This is a genomic window from Acidovorax sp. FW305-C-20-28 (assembly GCF_058783375.1).
On sequence record NZ_JBYSYM010000005.1, the window covers coordinates 117,939 to 132,596 of the forward strand.

Annotated in this window: 13 protein-coding genes; 5 read left to right on the plus strand and 8 right to left on the minus strand. The window is 68.5% G+C overall.

The annotated features are described in order from the left end of the window. Nucleotides 1-16 precede the first annotated feature (16 nt). From AC3WOH_RS08260 to guaD, 3 genes are all read left to right on the plus strand, one after another. On the plus strand, nt 17-1,591 hold the full coding sequence (locus AC3WOH_RS08260; RefSeq protein ID WP_492228873.1) for a methyl-accepting chemotaxis protein: 1,575 nt from the start codon (nt 17-19) through the stop codon (nt 1,589-1,591). Nucleotides 1,592-1,690: 99 nt separating this feature from the next. Beyond that, nucleotides 1,691-2,812, plus strand: a complete 1,122-nt coding sequence (locus tag AC3WOH_RS08265) for a BMP family ABC transporter substrate-binding protein (RefSeq protein WP_492228874.1) — start codon at nt 1,691-1,693, stop codon at nt 2,810-2,812. Between the two features lie 58 nt (nt 2,813-2,870). Further along, complete coding sequence (gene guaD, locus AC3WOH_RS08270) at nt 2,871-4,178, plus strand: guanine deaminase (RefSeq protein ID WP_492228875.1); 1,308 nt, start codon at nt 2,871-2,873, stop codon at nt 4,176-4,178. A gap of 49 nt (nt 4,179-4,227) precedes the next feature. On the opposite strand, the gene AC3WOH_RS08275 is transcribed toward guaD, so the two are convergent. Next, nucleotides 4,228-5,127: a DMT family transporter gene (locus AC3WOH_RS08275; protein WP_492228876.1), complete on the minus strand. Its 900-nt coding sequence runs from the start codon at nt 5,125-5,127 to the stop codon at nt 4,228-4,230. A gap of 90 nt (nt 5,128-5,217) precedes the next feature. Here AC3WOH_RS08275 and AC3WOH_RS08280 point away from each other — a divergent pair, with 90 nt between their 5' ends. Both AC3WOH_RS08280 and AC3WOH_RS08285 read left to right on the plus strand, forming a co-directional pair. After that, nucleotides 5,218-6,201: a quinone oxidoreductase family protein gene (locus AC3WOH_RS08280; RefSeq protein ID WP_492228877.1), complete on the plus strand. Its 984-nt coding sequence runs from the start codon at nt 5,218-5,220 to the stop codon at nt 6,199-6,201. Next, entirely contained in the window at nt 6,198-7,046 is an 849-nt protein-coding gene (locus tag AC3WOH_RS08285; protein WP_492228878.1) for an NUDIX hydrolase, read from the plus strand. Before AC3WOH_RS08280 ends, AC3WOH_RS08285 begins: the two co-directional genes overlap by 4 nt. On the opposite strand, the gene AC3WOH_RS08290 is transcribed toward AC3WOH_RS08285, so the two are convergent. The 7 genes from AC3WOH_RS08290 to AC3WOH_RS08320 form a co-directional block, all read right to left on the minus strand. Further along, entirely contained in the window at nt 7,033-8,688 is a 1,656-nt protein-coding gene (locus AC3WOH_RS08290; protein ID WP_492228880.1) for a Na/Pi cotransporter family protein, read from the minus strand. The two genes, AC3WOH_RS08285 and AC3WOH_RS08290, sit on opposite strands and share 14 nt — an antisense overlap. 305 nt (nt 8,689-8,993) lie before the next feature. Then, nucleotides 8,994-9,821, minus strand: coding sequence for a phosphodiesterase (locus AC3WOH_RS08295; protein WP_492228881.1), 828 nt, complete (start codon nt 9,819-9,821; stop codon nt 8,994-8,996). A gap of 15 nt (nt 9,822-9,836) precedes the next feature. After that, the gene (locus tag AC3WOH_RS08300; protein WP_492228882.1) at nt 9,837-10,901 is read right to left on the minus strand and encodes an ABC transporter ATP-binding protein; all 1,065 of its coding nucleotides are present in this window, start codon (nt 10,899-10,901) and stop codon (nt 9,837-9,839) included. Continuing rightward, the gene (locus AC3WOH_RS08305; RefSeq protein WP_492228883.1) at nt 10,891-11,691 is read right to left on the minus strand and encodes an ABC transporter permease; all 801 of its coding nucleotides are present in this window, start codon (nt 11,689-11,691) and stop codon (nt 10,891-10,893) included. Before AC3WOH_RS08305 ends, AC3WOH_RS08300 begins: the two co-directional genes overlap by 11 nt. 7 nt (nt 11,692-11,698) lie before the next feature. Beyond that, nucleotides 11,699-12,514: an ABC transporter permease gene (locus AC3WOH_RS08310; protein ID WP_492228884.1), complete on the minus strand. Its 816-nt coding sequence runs from the start codon at nt 12,512-12,514 to the stop codon at nt 11,699-11,701. Between the two features lie 5 nt (nt 12,515-12,519). After that, nucleotides 12,520-13,533 carry an ABC transporter substrate-binding protein gene (locus AC3WOH_RS08315; RefSeq protein WP_492228885.1) on the minus strand — a complete coding sequence of 338 codons (1,014 nt, stop codon included), beginning with the start codon at nt 13,531-13,533 and terminating at the stop codon, nt 12,520-12,522. Nucleotides 13,534-13,571: 38 nt separating this feature from the next. Next, on the minus strand, nt 13,572-14,564 hold the full coding sequence (locus AC3WOH_RS08320) for a LacI family DNA-binding transcriptional regulator (protein ID WP_492228886.1): 993 nt from the start codon (nt 14,562-14,564) through the stop codon (nt 13,572-13,574). Nucleotides 14,565-14,658: the final 94 nt, after the last annotated feature.

Below are 14,658 nucleotides of genomic sequence, written 5' to 3' on the forward strand. Positions count from 1 at the left end.
TGGCCGGAGCCCCTCCATGTTTCTCAATCAGCTGTCCATCGGCAAGCGCCTGACCCTGGTGCTCGGTGTGATCCTTGCCCTGTTCCTGCTCAGTTCCATCGTCGCCGTGGTCCGCCTGGGCCAGCTCGGCACCGAGATCGACACCATGGTCAACGACAACATCCAGGTCGAACGGGCCGGTGCCGACTGGCTGCGCCACACCACCTCAGGTGTTCAGCGCGCCGCGGCCATTGCCAAGAGCAGCGATGCCTCGCTGATCGCCTACTTCGCACCCGCCACGGCCGCGTCGATCAGCCAGACCAACGAGCTGCAGAAGTTCATCGAGTCGAAGATGGACACGCCCGCCGAGAAAGCGCTGTTCACCAAGGTGGGCGAATTGCGCAAGGCCTACCTGGCCGCCCGCGAAGAGGTGAGCAAGTTCAAGCAGGCCGGCGATGCCGAGAATGCCGGCAAGGTGTTCGCGGAGCGTTTCGAGCCCACCTCGCGCGATTACCTGGCCGGCGTGCAGCAGCTGGTCGACGCCCAGCGCTCCGATCTGGACGCCGCCGGCAAGCGCGCCGAGGAACTGCGCTCCCAGACCACCCTGCTGCTCTATGTGTGCACGGCCGTCTCCCTGGTGCTCGGCGCCCTGCTGGCCTGGCTGCTGGCCACCAGCATCACGCGCCCGCTGCGCAAGGCCGAAGCGATTGCCGAGTCCATCGCCAACATGGACCTGACCGGGACCCCCCAGGCGAGCTACGCCAACGACGAGACCGGCCACCTGCTGCGCTCGCTGGACGTCATGCGCGGCGCGCTGCACGGTTCGCTGCAGCAGGTGCGCGGCGTGGTGGACAGCATCTCCACGGCCAGTGCGCAGATCGCCGTCGGCAACCAGGACCTGAGCGCGCGCACCGAGCAGACCGCCAGCAACCTGGAGGAGACCGCCGCTTCCATGGAAGAGCTCACCAGCACCGTGCGCCAGAGCGCCGATTCCGCCGTGCAGGCCAACCAGATGGCGGCATCGGCCGCCCAGGTGGCGCAGCGCGGCGGCGAGGTGGTGGCCCAGGTGGTCAGCACCATGGACGAGATCAACGCCAGCAGCAAGAAGATCAGCGACATCATCGGCACCATCGACGGCATTGCTTTCCAGACCAACATCCTGGCGCTGAACGCAGCCGTGGAAGCGGCGCGCGCCGGCGAGCAGGGCCGCGGCTTTGCCGTGGTGGCCAGCGAAGTGCGCAGCCTGGCGCAGCGCAGCGCCGAGGCGGCCAAGGAAATCAAGACCTTGATCGGCCAGTCGGTCGAGAAGGTCGAATCGGGCGCCGCGCTGGTGCAGAACGCGGGCAGCACCATGGACGAGATCGTGAACTCCGTGCGCCGCGTGACCGACATCATCGGCGAGATCAGCGCCGCCGCATCGGAGCAGAGCCAGGGCATCGGCCAGGTGAATGTGGCCGTGAACCAGCTCGACCAGATGACGCAGCAGAACGCCGCCCTGGTGGAGGAGTCCACCGCAGCGGCAGAGAGCCTCAAGGACCAGGCCGCGCGCCTGGCGGATGTGGTGGGCGCGTTCCGCCTGGGCGCGCCATCCGGCACCTTGCGCCTGCATTGAGCGGCAAAAGCGCGCAACTGGTTACAATACCGCCCGCAAAGGCTGCTGTCCCGGCAGCCTTTTGCTTTTTCTGTCATCGGGACCATGTAGAGGACTACCATGTATAAAAACCTCGCCACCGCACTGCGTGCGGTCTGTGTGAGTGCGCTGTTCGGCGCCGTTTCCATCTCCCCCGCTTTTTCCCAGGCCACTGCCAAACCCGTAGCCGCCGAGCCCGTGAAGGCCGGCTTCGTCTATGTCTCGCCGATCACCGAGGCGGGCTGGACGAAGCAGCACGACGAGGGCCGCAAGGCCGTGGAGGCCGCCCTGGGCAAGGGCGTCAAGACCAGCTTCGTCGAGAACGTGGCCGAGGGCGCCGATGCCGAGCGCGTCATCCGCGACCTGGCGGCCACCGGGCACCAGATCATCTTCACGCCCAGCTTCGGCTACATGGAGCCCACGCTCAAGGTGGCGCAGGACTACCCGAACGTGAAGTTCGAGTCCATCACCGGCTACAAGACGGCGCCCAACGTGGCGGCCGCCAACGCACGCTACTACGAGGGCCGCTACCTGGCCGGCATCGCCGCCGGGCGCATGAGCAAGAGCGGAGTGGCCGGCTACGTGGCGGGCTTTCCCATCCCCGAAGTGCTGCAGGGCATCAATGCCTTTACCCTGGGCATGCGCTCGGTCAACCCCAAGGCGAGCGTCAAGGTGGTCTGGCTCAACGCCTGGTTCGACCCGCCCAAGGAGCGCGATGCCGCCATGGTGCTGTTCAACCAGGATGTGGACGTGATCGCTTTTCACACCGGCTCCACCGCCGTGATGGCCGCCGCGCAGGAGCGCGGCAAGATGGCCGTGGCCTACCATTCCGACATGCGTGGCGTGGGGCCCGACGCGCAGATCGTCGCTGTCACCCACCAGTGGGGCAGGTACTACACCGAGCGCGTGCGCGCCGTGCAGGCCGGCACCTGGAAGAGCGCCAATCTCTGGGGTGGCGTGCGCGAGGGTCTGATCCGCGTGGGCGACTTCGGCCCCAAGGTGCCCCAGGCCGTGCAGCAGGAGGTGCTGGCCGCGCAGAAGGCCGTGGGTGCAGGCACGTTGCACCCCTTCCGCGCAGGCAAGGTGGCGGTGCGCGACAACGAGGGCCGCGAGGCCATCGCCGCAGGCCAGGTGCTCAGCGACGAGCAGATCCTCAAGATGAACTGGCTCGTCGAAGGCGTGCAGGGCAAATTGAGCCACTGATACCCACTATAGGCACGCGCATATGCAGCAGCGGGCCGCTACCGCTAAGCTCGCGCCCATGCATGTCTACCGTTCTGCCCTATTGCGTTTCGCCGACGATGGCTCGGCCCTGTACGACGAGGATGGCCTGCTGGCCGTCGCCCCCGATGGCGCGGGCCGCCAGCGCGTGGTGGCCGCAGGTGCCTGGAATGCCCTGGCTGCGCAATACGGGCAGGGGGCGGTCGAGCACCTGCCGGGCCGCCTCATCGCGCCGGGCTTTGCGGACATGCACATCCACTTCCCGCAGACCGACGTGATCGGCGCTCCGGCCGCGGGCCTCCTGCCCTGGCTGGAGAACTACACCTTTCCGCACGAGTCGCGCTTCGTCGACCCGGCCTACGGCGCCCAGGTGGCCGGCTTCTTCGTCGACGAGCTGCTGCGCAACGGCGTGACCACGGCGCTGACCTTCGCCACCTCGCATCCGGCCAGCGTGGACGCGCTGTTCACCGAGGCGCAGAACCGCCAGCTGCGCCTGATCACCGGCAAGGTGCTGCAGGACCGCCATTCGCCCGACGGCGTGCGCGACCAGACCGAGCAAAGCCTGATCGACACCGAGGCGCTGATCCGCCGCTGGCACGGCGTGGACCGCCTGGGCTATGCCATCACGCCGCGCTTTGCCCCCACCAGCACGCACGAGCAGCTGCAAGGCGCCGGCGAGCTGGCCGCGCGCCACCCCGACGTATGGATCCAGTCGCACGTGGCCGAGAACCTGGACGAAGTGCGCTGGGCGCGCGAGCTGTTTCCCGCCTCGCGCAGCTACCTGGGCGTGTACGGCGACTACGGCCTGATGCGCGAGCGCGCGGTGTACGCCCACTGCATCCACTTCGACGACGACGACCGCGCGCTGATGCGCGACACCGGCACCGTGGCCGCCGTCAGCCCCACGAGCAACCTGTTCCTGGGCAGCGGCTTCTTCGACTACGCGGGCGCCGACCGCGTGGGTTTTGGCTACGGCCTGGCCAGCGACGTGGGCGGCGGCACCAGCTTCAGCCCGTTTCGCACCATGCTGGCCGCCTACTACGTGGGGCGCGAGGGCCAGACCAAGCAGGGCCTGAGCCTGTCGCCCCAGCAGCTGTGGTGGCAGCACACGGCCGGCGCCGCCAAGGCCCTGGGCCTGGGTGGCGTTGTGGGCAACCTGCAGCCCGGCTGCGAGGGTGATTTCGTGGTGATCAATCCCGCGGCCACCCCGCTGCTGGCGCGCAAGACGGCCCAGGCCAGCAACTTGGACGAGCTGCTGTTCGCGATGATCGTGCTGGGCGACGACCGCCTGGTCGAGCGCACGGTGATCAGCCAATCGCTGCCTGGGGCGCGGGCTGCCGGTATCTGATACCTAGACCCAGAGGCTGGGTGGTGGCGCGAAGCCCGGGAGGGCTTCGTCAGCGCCGCGACGACACGACGATTCCGCCGACGATGAGGGCGAAAGCCAGGCCGTGGAACAGCTGCGGCGTGTCGCCCAGGAAGGCCGCTGACAGCAGCGCGGCGAACAACGGCGTGAGGTTCACGAAGAAGCTCGCCAGCGCAGGGCCTGCGCGCTGCACGCCCACGCCCCAGAAGCGGTAGGCCAGCACGGCGGGCCCCACGGCGATGAAGGCCAGTGCGGCCAACAGCGGCCCGCCCCATGCGATGTGCGTGCGCCCGCTGGCCCACTCCAGCCCGGCAAAACTGCCCGACCAGGCCAGGCCGAACACCATCTGCGCCATCAGAAAAGCCGCCCAGTCCCCGCGGATGGCGGCCGGCTCGCGCGTGCCTGACAGCATCCAGCTGTAGAACGCCCAGGAGATGGTGGCCAGCACCATGAACAGGTCGCCCGGAACCAGGCGCAGGGCCAGCAGCTGGCCCCATTCGCCGCGTGACAGGACCAGCAGCACGCCGCACATGGACAGGAAGGCGCCCGCCACCTGGCGGCGCGTGACCGGTGCCTTGAAGAACAGGGCCCCCACGGCCAGCATCCAGACCGGCATGCTGGAGCCCACCAGCGTGGCGTTGATCGGGGTGGAGGTCTGCAGCGCCATGTACTGCAGCGCGTTGTACAGGCCCACGCCGAGCAGGCCCAGCAGCGCATAGCGGCGCCATTGCGGCCACAGCGGGCTGTCCTTGCGCAGCACGTGGTGCGCCAGCGGCAGCAGGATGAAAAAGGCCAGGACCCAGCGGATGAAATTGAGGGTGAGGGGCGGGATCAGGTCGTGCACCAGCCGGCCGACCACGGCATTGCCGGCCCACAGCATCGGCGGCACCACCAGCATCGCCGCCGTGCCGGGCGTGAGTCTTTGTGTCATCCCGCTAATGTATCGGCCCGCACTGGGCAAGCCTTGCAGATTCATGGCACGATGCCGCCGATTGTTCCAAGCCACCAGGAGACCCGCACCATGAGCCTCGCCGTCCAGATCCGCCAGCATGGCGGCCCCGAAGAACTCCACCTTGCCGATGTCACTGTGGGCGAGCCCGGCCCCGGTGAGATCCGCATTCGCCACCATGCCGTCGGCCTGAACTACATCGACGTGTACCACCGCACGGGCCTGTACCCCCTCTCCATGCCGGCCACCATCGGCATGGAGGCCGCGGGCGTGGTCGAGGCCGTGGGCGAGGGCGTCACGCACCTGAAGGTGGGCGACCGCGCGGCCTACGCCAGCCAGCCACCCGGCAGTTACTGCGAGCTGCGTGTGATGCCCGCCATATGCGTCTGCAAGCTGCCCGATGCCATCAGCTTCGAGACCGGCGCGGCCATGATGCTCAAGGGCCTGACGGCACAGTACCTGCTCAAGAAGACGCTGCCCGTGCAGGGCCTCGTGGCCGGCGACCACGTGCTGTTCCACGCGGCCGCCGGCGGCGTGGGCCTGATCGCCAGCCAGTGGGCCAAGGCCCTGGGCCTCAAGCTCATCGGCACGGCCGGCACCGACGCCAAGTGCCAGCTGGCGCTGGCCAACGGCGCAGCCCATGCCATCAACTACAACACCGAGGACTTTGCGGCGCGCGTCAAGGAGATCACCGGTGGCCAGGGCGTGAAGGTGGTGTACGACTCCGTGGGCAAGGACACCTGGGACAAGTCGCTCGAATGCCTGCGCCCCTTCGGCCTCATGGCCAGTTTCGGCAATGCCTCGGGCCCGGTACCACCGTTTGCGCCTGGCGCGCTCGGGGCCAAGGGCTCGCTCTACGTCACGCGCCAGACCCTGTTCACCCACATCGCCACGCGCGAGAGCACACAGGCCATGGCCGACGACCTGTTTGCCGTGGTGGCCAGCGGCCAGGTGAAGATCCACATCGACCAGCGCTACCCGCTGGCCCAGGTGCAGCAGGCGCACCGCGACCTCGAAGCGCGCAAGACCACCGGCTGCACCATCCTCACGCTGTGAGCACGCAGGCACAGACTTGGGCCGGCTGGCTGGCCGCGGCCCGGGTGGCCGCGCAGCAGGCCCCGGCGCAACTGCGCTTGCCGCTGTCGGTGGCAGGGCAGCTCGTGGGCTCGGTGGCCGAAGGCGTGCTGGATGCTGTGGCCCCTGGTCTGGAAGGAGGCGGCCATCGCCTGCACAGACAGGAACAGGGCTGGCACCTGGACGTGGCGCCGGGCGAGGCCACGGCTGCGCTCAACGCACTGGCCGCTGTGCTGCGTGCGCAAGACCGGTGCGGCCCCTGGCGCAATGAGCAACTGGCCGTGCCCAATGCCCAGGGCGAAGTGGTCGCCACCGTGGAGCGCGGCGCCGTGCGTGTGCTGGGCATTGCCACGCGGGCCGTGCACCTGGTGGGCCTGGCGCCCGACGGGCGCATGTGGGTGCAACTGCGCTCGCGCACCAAGCCCAACAACCCCGGCATGTGGGACACGCTGATGGGCGGCATGGTTGCGGCCGTCGATACGCTGGAGCAGGCCCTCGCACGCGAGACCTGGGAGGAAGCCGGGCTGCACACGGCCCACCTGTCCGGTGTGGCCCATGGCGGCCATGTGCTCTTTTCCCGGCCCAGCCGCGAAGGCGGCGGCATCGGCTACATGGTCGAGCGCATCGACTGGTTCAGCGCCACGGTGCCTGGGGGCATGGAGCCCGCCAACCAGGATGGCGAGGTGGAGCGCTTCGAGTTGCTGGACCTGGACGCGGTGCAGCGCCAGGTGGCCCAGGGCGAGTTCACGCAAGAGGCCGGGCTGGTGATCGGGGGCTACCTGGATTCGACCGCGGCCAACGCACAGCAGCGCCTCACTCCGGGGTGACCGCAGCGCGCAGGCGGCTGGGTGCCAGCGCGCCGGCCGACTCCAGGATCGGGTAGGCCACCGAGCACAGCAGCGAGTTGATGCGCTTGAGTTCGCTGATCAGGTCGATGTGCAGCGAGCTGGTCTCGATGCTCTGCACCGTCTTGTCCGACAGGCGCATCAGGTGGGTGGTCGAGTAGGCGCGCTCCAGGTCGCGAAAGCGCGCCTTTTCCTCCAGCAGCTTCTGCGCATCGCGCACATTGCCATTGAGGAACACGCTCATCGCCAGGCGCAGGTTGTCGAGCAGGCGGGCGTGCAGTTCGTTGATTTCTTCCATGCCGGCCTCGGAGAACTGGCGGCCTTTCTTGATCTTCTTGTCCTCGATGTCGATCAGCACCCGCTCGATGATGTCGCCGATCTGCTCCATGTTGATGGTGAAGCTGATGATGTCCGCCCAGCGCCGGCCCTCGCGCTCGTCCAGGGCCTCGCGGGAGATCTTGGTCATGTAGTACTTGATCGCCGAGTACAGGCCGTCCACCTCGTCATCGAGCTTGCGCAGCTCCTCGGCCAGTTGCAGGTTGTCGGTGCGGATCACGGTGTGCAGGCCGATCATCATGGATTCGACCACATCGGCCTGGTGCAGGGCCTCCCGGGCCGCGCACGAAATGGCCAGCGACGGGGTGGCCAGTGCGGACGGGTCCAGGTGCTGGGGCCGCCGCCCGGCCGCCGACTGCGCCTTGTCGCGCGGCAGCAGGCGCGCGACCCAGTCGGCCACCCAGTGGGTAAAGCCGATGAAGCCCACGCTGATGACCACGTTGAAGCCCAGGTGGAACAACACCACCCCCGGGCCTGCGCCCGGCAACTGCGGTTGCACGTATTTGAGCCACAGCCCGATGAAGGGGGCGACCAGCAATACCCCCAGCAGCTTGAAGGCCAGATTGCCCACGGTGACCTGGCGCACCTCGATGGCCGACTTGGCCGTGGTCAGCACGGCCAGCAGCCCGCTGCCCAGGTTGGCACCCAGCACCAGGCCCAGGGCCACGTCCAGCGGCACCACCTGGGAGGCGGCCATGGCGGCCAGCAGCAGCACGATGGCCAGGCTGGAATAGGCCAGCACCGCCAGCAGTGCGCCCATGAAGATCTCCAGCACGATGTCGCTGTTGAGCGAGCCCAGCATGGCCTTGATGATGGGCGAAGCCAGCATGGGCCCGCTGGCCTGCACCACCATCTCCAGGGCCAGCAGCATCAGGCCCAGGCCGATCAACACCCGGCCCACGCGCCCGGCCGTGCTGGCCTGGCGCGAGATGAACAGCACCACGCCCACGAAGATGAACAGGGGCGACAGCCAGGACAGATCGAACGAGAACAGCACCGACATCAGCGCCGTGCCCACATCGGCCCCGCGCATCACCGCCAGGGCCGCAGGCAGGGTGATGAGCCCCTGGCCCACGAAGGACGAGGTCATGAGCGAGGTGGCCGTGCTCGACTGCACGAGCGCGGTGACACCCATGCCGGAGAGGGCGGCCGTGAAGCGGTTGCCCATGCTGCGGGCCAGCAGGGTCCGCAGGTTGGCGCCGAATACGCGCAGCACGCCGGTACGTACGAGGTTGGTTCCCCACACCAGCAGCGCGACTGCTGCCAACAGATTCAGGAGATGCTTCATTAGTAAACGCTAACTTTTCTTCTTGTGACGTGCACTGGCAAGCATGCACCGTGCCCGAAGTCGGGCCGGCTCCATCCGTTCATTTCCACATTGCGGGATTACAGGGCGCTGCCGCACCCTGGGGCGGGCGCGAGAAGGGCTGCGGCGCAGAGCGACTCCTGTATGGAGTGGGCGCTCGCAGACAATAAGGGCACCCGCCATTGTCATAAAAATGACACATAACGGACGCTCAAGCATACTCCTGAATCCATAGCGCGGGAAGCATGCCCATGAGGCGGCAGGTGTGTTGCGCGCCATGGACGCTGCTAGTCGATCAGTTGCCCGCCGTCGTGGAAGGGAAAGGGGCCTGGGTGGCTGCCGCTGGCCGCCAGGTGACTGACCAGGCGCCCTCCTTCTGGCAGCGCATGCAGGGCGAAGCCGGGCGGCTCCAGGGTCCAGGCCGAGGCGGCGTCCGGAGCCAGGTCCAGGCAGACTTGGTGGGCGGGTGAGGGCACGGTCATGGCCAGGGTGCCGCCAAAGCGCACCTGGATGCTGCGGTGCAGGTGGCCGCAGACGATGCGCTCCACATTCGGGTAGCGCGCCACCAGGGCCTCCAGTTCCTGCGCGCCTTGCAGCAGCCCGATGTTGTCCATGTGGCCGATCAGGGTGCGGAAAGGCGGGTGGTGCATGGCGATCACCACGGGCCGCGCACGGTGCGTCTCCAGCTCGCGCGCCAGCCAGGCCAGGCGCTCGGCGCACAGGCCGCCCTCGCTGGCGCCGGGCACCACGGTGTCCAGTGCGATCAGGGTCAGCGCGCCGATGGGCACGCTGTACTGCACAAAGCCTTCTTCGCCCAGGTAATGGTGGTCCGGGAAGCTGGCGCGCAGTTGCTGGCGCTCGTCGTGGTTGCCGGGCAGCAGGTAGGTGGGCAGGTCGCCCAGTGGCGCCAGCAGGCCGCGCAGGTGCTCGTACTCGGCCGCGCGGCCGAAGTCGGTGAGGTCCCCGGTGACCACCAGGGCGGTGGGCTGCTGGGGCAGGCGCAGGATGGTCTGCACTGCCTGGGTCAGGTAGGGGGCGGTGTTGATGCGGCCGTAGGCCAGGCGGCCGGGCTCGCGGATGTGCAGGTCGGACAGTTGCAGCAGCAGGGTGGTCATGGGTTCTGGAAAATCTCAGAGGGTCTGGTGGCTGGGCATGAGGCGTTCGGGGTGGATGCGGATGGCCACACCCTCACCCTGGCGGGCCGGATGATCGCGGGCCACGTCGGCCTGCAGGGGCTCCTGGCCCGCCACGGCCAGCGTGAGCTGCACGCGCTCGCCCAGGAAGCTGCGGCGCAGCACCTCGGCGCGGCTCCAGCCCTCGCCAGCAGGACCGGCCTGCACCTCGATGTCCTCGGGGCGCACCAGCAGAACGGTGTCGGCGGCGCACGCAGCAGGGCAGGGCAGTTCGGTGCTGCCCAGGGGCAGCACCTGGCGCTGGCGCGCCGCTTCGTCGCGCTGCAGCCGGTTCACCCGGCCCAGGAAGCTGGCCACAAAGGGGTGGGCCGGCGCGCGGTACAGCGTCTCGCCGTCGCCCACCTGCACGATGCGCCCGGCCTGCATCACTGCCAGCCGGTCGGCAATGGCCAGGGCCTCCTGCTGGTCGTGCGTGACGTGGATGGCCGTGATGTGCAGGCGCCGCAGCAGCTCGGCCAGTTCGTCGCGCAGGGATTCCTTGAGCTTGGCGTCCAGCGCCGTGAGCGGTTCGTCCAGCAGCAGCACACGCGGCCGCACGGCCACGGCACGTGCCAGGGCCACGCGCTGGCGCTGGCCGCCCGAGAGTTCAGCGGGGCGCTTGTATTCCAGCCCGTTCAGGCGCACCAGGTCCACCAGTTCGCCGACCACGCGGCGCTGCTCGGCGGCATCGGTGCCGCGGATGCGCAGGCCGTAGCCGATGTTGGCGGCCACCGTCATCTGCGGGAACAATGCATAGTGCTGGAACACCATGCCGATGCCGCGCTGCTCGATGGGCAGTTGCGTCACGTCCGTGCCGCCGAAGGCGATGCGGCTGCCCGCATCGGGCGCTTCCAGGCCCGCGATCAGGCGCAGCAGCGTGGTCTTGCCGCAGCCCGAGGGGCCCAGCAGGGCCAGCACCTCGCCGGGCTCCACGGTCAGGTCCGTGGGCTGCAGGCCGCGCGTGCCGTCGGCATAGGTTTTGGCGCAGTGGACCACGTCCACGCGCGTGCGTTCAAGTTCCATGGTGTTTCTCGATGAGGCTGCCGAGGGCCTGCAGGCCCCACAGCACGGGCAGGATGACGATCAGGAAGACCAGCGTGTAGGCCGAGCCGATCTCGATGCGCATGGAGGCATAGCTGTCGGCCAGGCCCACGGGCAGGGTGCGCGTGAGCGGGGTGTGCAGCATCCAGGTGAGGTTGAATTCGCCCACCGACAGCGTGAACACCATCAGGCTGCCCGCCACGATGGCCGGCAGCACGGCGGGCACCAGCACCCCGAGGAAGCGCTGCATGAAGCTGGCCCCCAACGAGCGCGCGGCCTCCTCGAGCGAGCGCAGCTCGTCCTTCTGGAAGGCGGCGCCCACGGTGCGCACCATGAAGGGCAGCGTGAACACCATGTGCCCGACGAGGATGAAAGCGAAACTCTGACGGAAGCCCTTGAGCGTGCCGTAGGCCAGGATCAGCGCCAGCGCGCTGGCCAGGCCGGGCACCGCCACGGGCAGGGTCAGCAGCTCTTCGAGCAGCCGTGCCCAGCGCGAGCGGCTGCGCGCCAGCGCATAGGCACAGGGCACGCCGATGGCGAGGTTGCCCAGCACGCACAGCAGTGCCAGCAGCAGCGAGGCACCCACAGTGCCGCCGTAGTTCTCCCACACCTCGCCGAGCCAGCGCAGCGTGAGGCCGCTTTTGAGGCCGGCACTGTAGTTGTTGACCAGGCCAGCCATGACCGACAGCGCAATAGGCGCCAACATGAACAGGGCCACCAGCGCGGTCAGCGCCACCAGGGACCAGGGGGCTTGTCGTGCGTTTCTCATCATGGATGCTTCAGAAGGCCGAGGTGCCGGATGCGCGGCGCGCGGCCCAGAGCACCAGCCAGGTGATCAGCCCCAGCGTGATCGACAGGCTGGCCGCCAGCGCGAAGTTGGCGTAGTTGGTGAACTCGTTGTAGATGGTGATGGGCAGCACCTCGAACTTGCTGGCCAGCGTGAAGGCCGTGCCGAAGGCGCCCATGGCGGTGGCAAAGACGATGGCGCCGCAGCCCAGCGTGGTGGCGGCCAGTTCGGGCAGCCACACGTCGCGCGCCACGCGCCAGCGCGAGGCACCGAGTGAGCGGGCGGCTTCTTCCAGCGCCGCATCCATGGCACCAGCGGCCGCGGTGTAGGTGGCGATGGCGCGCGGCAGCGAGAAATACAGGTAGGCCAGGAACAGGCCGGTGAGCCCGTAGGCAAAGGTGGTGCGGCCCTGGCCCAGCGCATCCGAGAGGTCGGCCACCAGCCCTTGGCGCCCACCCAGCAAAATCATGAAGAAGCCCACGATCACACCGGGGAAGGACAGCGGCAGCGTAAGCAGCGACAGCAGCAACTGCCGCCCGCGAAAGCGCTGGCGCGCCAGCGTGATGCCCACCAGCGCGCCCAGCACCAGGGTGGCCAGCGTGACGGTGAGCGACAGGCCCAGCGTCTGCAGCAGGCTCTGCAGGTAGCGGGCGTTGGTCAACACCGCGAAATAGGTGGCCCAGCCCTTGCCGGCCGGCAAGGCCAGCAGCAGGGCCACAGGCAGCAACCAGAAGGCCGCGAAGAAACCCACGGCCGGCGCGGCGCAGGCAAGCAGCAGCGTGCGCGAGGGAGCGAAGCCGTGGCGCATGGCGATTACTTGACTTCAGCAAGGTAGCGGTCGGAGAACGCCTTCTGCACGGCGGCCATGCGGCCGTAGTCCACCGTCTTGGCGCGTGCGTAGTCGCTGGCGGGCAGGAAGCGCGCCTGCACCTCCTTGGGCATGGCGCTGGCGCGCACCGGGCGCAGGTAGGCGTTGGCCCACAGGGCCTGGCCTTCGTCGGAGAGCACGAAATCCAGCACCTTCTTGCCATCGGCCGCGTGGGGCGCGTTGGCCACCAGGCTCATCACGTAAGGCACCACCAGCGTACCCTCGGCAGGGATCACGAACTGCACGTTGGCCTTGTCCTTGTACTTGGCGCGGTAGGCATTGAAGTCGTAGTCCAGCAGGATCGCGATCTCGCCCGACAGCACGCGCGCATACGAGGTTTGCTTGGGCACGATGGGTTCGTTCTTCTGCAGGGCCTTGAAGTAGTCGATCCCGGGGCCGAAGTTCTCCAGCGTGCCGCCGCGTGCCTGGTTGGCGGCCACGGCGCCCACGTAGCCCACGAAGGCCGAGGCCGGGTCCAGATAGCCGATCAAGCCCTTGTAGTCGGGCTTGAGCAGGTCGGCCCACGATTGCGGCACGGGCTTGCCCTTGAGCGCGTCCACATTGACCATGAAACCCAGCGTGCCCGAGTGGATGGTGAACCAGTGGCCGGCAGGGTCCTTGAGGCCGTCGGGGATGTCCTTCCATGCGGCCGGTTGGTAAGGGGCGACGAGGCCGTCCTTCTGCGCCTGGATGGCGAAGGTCACGCCCAGGTAGGTCACGTCGGCCACGGGGCTGGCCTTTTCGGCCGCCAACTGCGCGAGCGACTGGCCGGAGTTCTTGTTGTCGGGCGGCACGGTGACGCCGGTCTTGGCCTTGATGGCCTTGATCTGGCTGCCCCAGTCGGCCCATTCGGGCGGGCAGTTGTAGCAGATGGCTGTTTGCGCCATGGCCGAGCCGGCGGCAGTCAGGCCTAGGGCCAGCGCGGCGGCGCGCATGGAACGGGTGAGCGTGTGTTTCATCGAAGACTCCTGTGGACGAAGGGGGTGGGGCGAGGGGATCAGGCGGGCGCGCAGGACTCGCCCGTGCGAAGGTGGTGGGCCAGGGTCAGTCCGGCATCGGGCGCCAGCGGCGCACCGCTGGCCATGGCCTGCACCAGCAGCTGCACGCTGCAGCGGCCGATGTCGGCGTTGGGCTGGGCCACGGTGCTCAGCATGGGGGTCAGGTCTTCGCCCAGGGCGATGCCGTCGAAGCCCGCCACGCTCAGGTCGCGCGGCACGGCCAGCCCGGCCAGGTGCGCGGCGCGGATGCTGCGAAAGGCCAGCAGGTCGTTGGAGCAGACCAGGGCGGTGGGCCGGCTTCGCTGCTGCAGCACGGCGGTGATGTCCTGCACGGCGGTCTCGACGAAGGGGACTTCGAGCACCGGAGCATCGGCCAGGCCGGCCGCAGCCATGCCGCGCTGGAAGCCGCGCCAGCGTTGCTGGGCGCGGTCGGACGCCGAAAACTGCCCGCTGACCATGGTGATGCGCCGGTGCCCGAGCGCTGCCAGGTGGGCCACCAGTTCGGCCACGGCCTGCTCGCCGTCCACCGAGACGCAGGGGTGGTCCGGGTGCCGGTTGTAGGCCAGCACATAGGGCAGGCCGGCCTCGGCCAGGCGCTGCAGTGCGATCGACGTGGCAGGGTCGGAGACCACCAGGATCATGCCGTCCACATTGCCCGCCAGCAGCAGGTGCACGGCACGGTCTTCCTGCGCCAGCAGGTATTCGGAGGCAAAGGGCAAGATTGCGTAACCAGCGCTGACTGCCGCCTGGGCGATGCCCTGCAGGCATTCGGCAAACACCGGGTTGAGCAGGGTAGGCAATACCACGCCGATCACGCGGCTGCGCTGGGTGCGCAAGGTGCGCGCGCTGGCGTTGGGCAGGTAGCCCAGGGTCTGGGCCACCTGCTCCACATGCTCGCGCGTGGCGGGCGTCACCTTGTCGGGCAGGTTGAAGACCCGCGACACGGTGGCGACCGAGACCCCCGCCTGGCGGGCCACGTCCTGGATGCTCATGGAACCTCGTTGCAATGTAAACGTTTACATTGGAGCGAAGCCGTGTGACGTACGTGTGACCGGGGCGCCAGGGCCGGGGCATGAAAAACGGCCC